We start from the raw sequence: 6,184 nt of genomic DNA, 5'->3' as shown, positions 1-6,184 counted from the left end.
CCCCAGCGCGGACACCCGCTCCCGCATGCCCACGAGCCCGTTCCCCCCGCTCGGCAGGCACGGCCCCTCGTCCGTCCCGCCGCCCGACGGGCCGTTCTCGACCTGGAGGGCCACCTCGCCGTCGCGGTGCGCCAGGCGGACGACCGCCTCGGCGCCGGGCGCGTGCTTGTGCACGTTGGTCAGGGCCTCCTGCACCACGCGGTACGCCGTGCTCTCCACCCGGGACCCGTACGAGCGCTCCTCGCCCTCGACCCGCAGCTCCACGGCCATGCCCGCGGCTCTCGACTGCCCGACCAGGTCCTCCAGGCCGCCCAGGCGCGGGCCGTCGCCGTCCACGGCGGAGACGACGGGCGCCGCCGCCCGCTCCGCCCTTCCCGAGTTCTCCGACACCCGCGCGGACGCCTCGGCGGCCACCTCCGCCAGCCGCTGCGCGGCCGCCGGGCCCTCGCTCTCGGAGGACGTACGCAGCACGCCGAGCATCTCGCGGAGCTCGGTCAGGGCCTGGCGGCCCATGTCACCGACGAGGGCGGCGTTCTTCGCGGCCTTCTCCGGATCCTTGAGCACCACCGCCTGGAGGGCGGCCGCGTGCACGACCATGAGCGACACCCGGTGCGCCACCACGTCGTGCATCTCGCGCGCGATGCGCGTGCGCTCCTCGTTGCGCGCCCAGACGGCGCGCTCCTCGGCGCGGTCCGCGAGCAGCGACAGCTCGCGTTCCAGGCCGTCGGCCCGCTCCCGCAGGCTCTCGACGAGACGGCGTCGCGCGCCCACGTAGAGGCCCATCAGCACCGGCGGCGCGGTGACGCCCAGCGCCATCAGCGCCGAGAAGACCGCGCCCGCCACGGCGCCGGGCTGGTAATTGCCCTCCGTCATGCTCTGCTGGAAGCGCACGAACGTGACGACGAAGGTGCCCAGGACGGACACCCCGGCCAGCACGACCGTCAGCCTGCGCGGCACCTCGGACGCGGCCATCGTGTAGAGGCCGACGACGGTCAGCAGGATGCCCATCTCGGCCGGCGTGATCGCGACCGACACCAGCACCACGGCTATCGGCCAGCGCCGCCGCAGCAGCAGTGTGCTGCCCGCCACCCAGCCCAGCAGGATGCCGACGACCTCCGGCAGCCCGGCGTCCCTCGCGAAAGAGGTCCCCTCGGCCGAGCACTCCAGCGCCGACAGCAGGGCCAGCACCACGTCCAGCGCCATGCTCCGGCGCCGCTCCCACCACCACGGACCGGCGGGCGCGCCCCGCGCGCCCGCCTCCGCGATTGCCCCCGTTGTGGTCATACCACCCAGACTACGGGCGCCCGCCACCGGTTTTCCCGTACGTGCGGCAGCACGATGCCTGGGAGAGTGCAGGTGAAATGGACTGATGTCCCCTGAACTGTTGAATCGACCTGATTTTCGTCACATGTACGGGTGGGTACGACAAGGCTGTGTTCCATGACTCAGGCAAAGACGGAGCTCCAGGCCCGCGCCCGTGAGTTACGGCGAGCGGGGAGGACGTACGACGAGATCGTCGCGGAGCTGGGGGTGGCGAAGAGCTCGGTGTCTCTGTGGGTGAGGGACTTGCCGAAGCCACAGAAGACTGCGGAGCAGATGCACTCGATGCGCGAGGCCCGCTGGGAGCCGCACCGCAAGGCGCGTGACCTGGAGCGCGAGAAGACAACGAACGCCGCACGACGCGAGATCGGCAGCCTCACCGATCGGGAATTGTTCCTCGTCGGAGTGGCGCTGTACTGGTCCGAGGGCTCCAAGAGCAAGGAACACCGGCCCAGCGAACGCGTCACTTTCATCAACAGCGACCCCGACATGATCACGCTCTACCTGGCCTGGCTGCACCTGCTCGGCGTCGAGGCAAGCCGCCTCAAGTTTCACGTCATGGTCCACGAGTCCGCCGACGTCGCCACAGTCGAGCACTTCTGGGCCGAACACGTCGGCCCGGGAGTCGGCTCCTTCGGTAAAACCACGCTCAAGAAACACAACCCGAAGACTGTCCGCAAGAACACCGGAGAGAACTACCGGGGATGTCTGGTGGTCCGCGTTCTGGGCAGTGCCGACTTGTACCGTCGCATTGAGGGCTGGTGGTACGGCATAGTGGGTGCTGCACGCGCGACCGATCAAGAGAATCGGACATAGCGGACGAACCATCCCGGGTCGTCTAAAGGCAGGACAAATGGTTTTGGTCCATTGAATGAGGGTTCGATTCCTTCCCCGGGAGCTCAAAGTTCGAATACTCCGGGTCCCGACCCTCAGGTCGGGACCCGCTCGCATGTCACCCCTCATACGCACCGGTATCCTTCGGATGTCCACCACTCGAAGCCGAAGGGCACACCCGTGAGCGCCAACCGCCCGGCAGCCGTCGTCGTCCTCGCAGCGGGTGAGGGCACCCGCATGAAGTCGGCGACCCCCAAGGTCCTGCACGCCCTCTGCGGGCGCTCCCTCGTCGGACACGTCGTCGCCGCCTCCCGCGAGCTGGACCCCGAGCACCTCGTCGTGATCGTCGGGCACGAGCGCGAGAAGGTCTCGGCGCACCTGGCGGAGATCGACCCGGCCGTCCGTACCGCCGTGCAGTACGAGCAGAACGGCACCGGCCACGCCGTCCGCATGGGTCTGGAGGAGCTGTCGAACAGCGGCACCACCCTCGACGGCACCGTGGTGGTCGTCTGCGGCGACACCCCGCTGCTGACCGGTGAGACCCTCACGCGCCTCGCGGGCACCCACGCCGCCGACGGCAACGCCGTGACGGTGCTCACGGCCGAGGTGCCCGACTCCACCGGCTACGGCCGCATCGTGCGCGACGCCGCGACCGGCGCCGTCACCGCGATCGTCGAGCACAAGGACGCCACCGAGGAGCAGCGCGCCATCCGGGAGATCAACTCCGGGGTGTTCGCGTTCGACGCGCAGCTGCTCACCGACGCCCTCGGCAAGGTCCGTACGGACAACAGCCAGGGCGAGGAATACCTGACCGACGTCCTGGGCATCCTGCGCGAGGCCGGGCACCGGGTGGGCGCCGCCGTCGCGGGCGACCACCGCGAGATCCTCGGCATCAACAACCGCGTCCAGCTCGCCGAGGCCCGCAAGCTGCTCAACGAGCGCCTGCTGCACGCCGCGATGATGGACGGCGTCACGGTCGTGGACCCGGCGAGCACGCTGGTCGACGTGACCGTGACCTTCGAGCGCGACGCGATCGTGCACCCGGGCACCCAGCTGCTGGGCGCGACCCACCTGGCCACCGGCGCCGAGGTCGGCCCGAACTCCCGGCTGACGGACACCACCGTCGGCGCGGGCGCGCGGGTGGACAACACCGTGGCCGTCAGCGCCCGGATCGGCGATGGTGCCGTCGTCGGCCCGTTCGCCTATCTGCGGCCCGGCACCGACCTGGGCACCAAGTCCAAGGCGGGCGCGTACGTCGAGATGAAGAACGCGGTGATCGGTGAGGGCACCAAGGTGCCGCACCTCTCCTACGTCGGCGACGCCACGATCGGCGAGTACACGAACATCGGCGCCGCGAGCGTCTTCGTGAACTACGACGGTGTGAAGAAGCACCACACCACGATCGGCTCGCACTGCCGGACCGGCTCGGACAATATGTTCGTGGCGCCGGTCACGATCGGGGACGGCGCCTACACCGCCGCCGGCTCGGTCATCACCAAGGACGTGCCCCCGGGTTCGCTGGCCGTCGCAAGAGGTCAGCAGCGGAACATCGAGGGCTGGGTCGCCCGCAAGCGCCCCGGAAGCGCGGCCGCGCAGGCCGCTGCCGCCGCTTCGCAGGAACACCCGGAAGCCGACGCCGAGCAGTGACCGTGACACGGGTCCGTCGTGCGGGGCGTACCGTGATAAGCGCACACAAAGCGACATCCAAGGAGAATGTGCTGTGACCGGGATCAAGACGACCGGCGAGAAGAAGCTGATGCTCTTCTCCGGCCGCGCCCACCCCGAGCTTGCCGAGGAGGTCGCGCACCAGCTGGGCGTCGGCCTGGTCCCGACCAAGGCCTTCGACTTCGCCAACGGTGAGATCTACGTCCGCTTCCAGGAGTCGGCCCGCGGTGCGGACTGCTTCCTGATGCAGAGCCACACGGCTCCCATCAACAAGTGGGTGATGGAGCAGCTGATCATGATCGACGCGCTGAAGCGCGCGTCGGCCCGCTCCATCACCGTGGTCGTGCCGTTCTACGGCTACGCCCGCCAGGACAAGAAGCACCGCGGCCGTGAGCCCATCTCGGCCCGCCTGGTCGCGGACCTGTTCAAGACCGCCGGCGCCGACCGCATCCTCACGGTCGACCTGCACACGGACCAGATCCAGGGCTTCTTCGACGGCCCGGTGGACCACCTGTTCGCGCTGCCGATCCTCGCCGACTACGTGGGCGCCAAGGTCGACCGCGACAAGCTCACCGTCGTCTCCCCGGACGCCGGCCGCGTGCGCGTGGCCGACCGCTGGTGCGACCGTCTGGGCGCGCCGCTGGCGATCGTGCACAAGCGCCGTGACAAGGACGTCGCCAACCAGGTCACCGTGCACGAGGTCGTCGGTGACGTGAAGGGCCGCGTCTGCGTCCTGGTCGACGACATGATCGACACCGGTGGCACCATCTGCGCCGCCGCGGACGCGCTGTTCGCGAACGGTGCCGAGGACGTCATCGTCACCGCCACGCACGGTGTGCTCTCCGGCCCGGCCGCGGACCGCCTGAAGAACTCCAAGGTGAGCGAGTTCGTGTTCACCAACACCCTGCCGACGCCGGGTGAGCTGGAGCTCGACAAGATCACGGTGCTGTCGATCGCCCCGACGATCGCGCGCGCCGTGCGCGAGGTCTTCGAGGACGGCTCGGTCACGAGCCTCTTCGAGGAGCAGGCGTAAGTCAGTCAGTCGGTAGTCAGCACGCCACACGCTGACTGATCGATTTCTGGGCGGCCTCCCCGCCGGGTAGACTCCTGGAGTTGCTCGGCGAGGGAGGCCGCACCTTTTGTGTGCGGCGGTCCGTTATCGACGCGCTCTTCGTAGCAGGTCTGTAGAAGGCCGGGTAACGGCTGTCAGATCCGATTCTCATCTACGAGGAGTGCAGATGTCCGAGGTCAAGATCCCCGCTCAGCTCCGCAGCGACTTCGGCAAGGGCTTCGCTCGCCGCGCCCGTGTCGCCGGCCAGGTTCCCGCCGTCGTCTACGGCCAGGGCAGCGAGCCGGTCCACGTCACCCTGCCGGGCCACGAGACCATGATGGCGCTGAAGAACCAGGGCGTCCGCATCGCCCTGGACATCGACGGCCGCACCGAGATCGTCGTCCCCAAGGACGTGCAGCGCGACGCGCTGAAGGGCTTCCTGGTCCACCTCGACCTGCTGGTCGTCGGCGCCGAGGCCTGATCCTCGCCGGTTTTTCGCCTCCGCCGCCGTCCCGCTCCACCGGAGCGGGACGGCGGTTGGCGTATGAAGGAGATATGCGGATGACGGACGACTCCAGCCCCTGGCTCATCGTGGGCCTCGGCAACCCCGGGCCCGAGTACGCGGGCAACCGGCACAACGTGGGCTTCATGGTCGCCGACCTGCTCGCGGAGCGCATGGGCGGCAAGTTCAAGGCGCACAAGGCGCGCGCGCAGGTGGTGGAGGGACGGCTGGGCGCCCCCGGTCCGTCGAGCCGCCGGGTGGTCATCGCCAAGCCGATGTCCTTCATGAACCTGTCCGGCGGGCCGACCGTCGCCCTGCGCGACTTCTACAAGGTCCCCGCCGAGCGGATCGTCGCCGTCCACGACGAGCTCGACATCGACTTCGGCCAGCTCCGTCTCAAGCTCGGCGGCGGCGACAACGGCCACAACGGTCTGAAGTCCATCACCAAGGCTCTCGGCCCCGACTACTGCCGCGTCCGCTTCGGCATCGGCCGCCCGCCCGGCCGTATGCAGGTCGCCGACTTCGTGCTGAAGGACTTCTCGTCGACGGAGCGGAAGGGCCTCGACTTCGAGGTGGACCGGGCCGCCGATGCCGTTGAGTCTTTGATCGTGGATGGGCTGGAGCGGGCGCAGTCCTTCTACAACTCGTAGTCCGGGGGGGTGCGCCCACCGGGGTGCCTCTTGCGCTCGGCGCGCGTCTGCGGGCCGTCGACGGCTGGTCGCGCAGTTCCCCGCGCCCCTGACGGGGCGCGCCCGACCGCAGCGCTGCCCCTTACGGGGTCGAGGGGCGGAGCCCCCGTGGGGGTTCGGGGG

The 6,184-nt window shown here is 69.6% G+C and carries 5 protein-coding genes, 1 tRNA gene and 1 pseudogene; 6 read left to right on the top strand and 1 reads right to left on the bottom strand.

The features are described from left to right. On the bottom strand, window positions 1-1,284 hold a 1,284-nt coding region (locus K6I34_RS29400), incomplete at its 3' end, for a sensor histidine kinase (protein WP_229330490.1). Window positions 1,285-1,440: 156 nt separating this feature from the next. On the opposite strand from K6I34_RS29400, the gene K6I34_RS29395 reads away from it, so the two are divergent. The 6 genes and pseudogenes from K6I34_RS29395 (at window position 1,441) to pth (ending at window position 6,022) form a co-directional block, all read left to right on the top strand. Beyond that, the gene (locus tag K6I34_RS29395; protein ID WP_229330488.1) at window positions 1,441-2,136 is read left to right on the top strand and encodes a hypothetical protein; all 696 of its coding nucleotides are present in this window, start codon (window positions 1,441-1,443) and stop codon (window positions 2,134-2,136) included. Window positions 2,137-2,147: 11 nt separating this feature from the next. After that, a tRNA-Gln gene (locus K6I34_RS29390) sits at window positions 2,148-2,218 on the top strand. Window positions 2,219-2,334: 116 nt separating this feature from the next. Then, window positions 2,335-3,801: a bifunctional UDP-N-acetylglucosamine diphosphorylase/glucosamine-1-phosphate N-acetyltransferase GlmU gene (gene glmU, locus K6I34_RS29385; RefSeq protein ID WP_229330487.1), complete on the top strand. Its 1,467-nt coding sequence runs from the start codon at window positions 2,335-2,337 to the stop codon at window positions 3,799-3,801. 73 nt (window positions 3,802-3,874) lie between these two features. Continuing rightward, on the top strand, window positions 3,875-4,852 hold the full coding sequence (locus tag K6I34_RS29380) for a ribose-phosphate diphosphokinase (protein WP_116212181.1): 978 nt from the start codon (window positions 3,875-3,877) through the stop codon (window positions 4,850-4,852). A gap of 205 nt (window positions 4,853-5,057) precedes the next feature. Then, a pseudogene (locus tag K6I34_RS29375) lies at window positions 5,058-5,336 on the top strand (50S ribosomal protein L25); the annotation flags it as partial. 95 nt (window positions 5,337-5,431) lie between these two features. Then, a complete protein-coding gene (gene pth, locus K6I34_RS29370) occupies window positions 5,432-6,022 on the top strand; it encodes an aminoacyl-tRNA hydrolase (RefSeq protein WP_229330485.1) in 591 nt (196 codons plus the stop codon). Window positions 6,023-6,184 lie beyond the last annotated feature (162 nt).

Source organism: Streptomyces sp. UNOC14_S4, assembly GCF_020740835.1.
GTDB lineage: Bacteria > Actinomycetota > Actinomycetes > Streptomycetales > Streptomycetaceae > Streptomyces.
This window is presented reverse-complemented; position numbering and strand designations above follow the sequence as displayed.

Bases quoted from the DNA above. Each gene is read 5' to 3' on its own strand.
- K6I34_RS29395 (WP_229330488.1), top strand. From the start codon at position 1,441: ATGACTCAGGCAAAGACGGAGCTCCAGGCCCGCGCCCGTGAGTTACGG.
- pth (WP_229330485.1), top strand. From the start codon at position 5,432: ATGACGGACGACTCCAGCCCCTGGCTCATCGTGGGCCTCGGCAACCCC.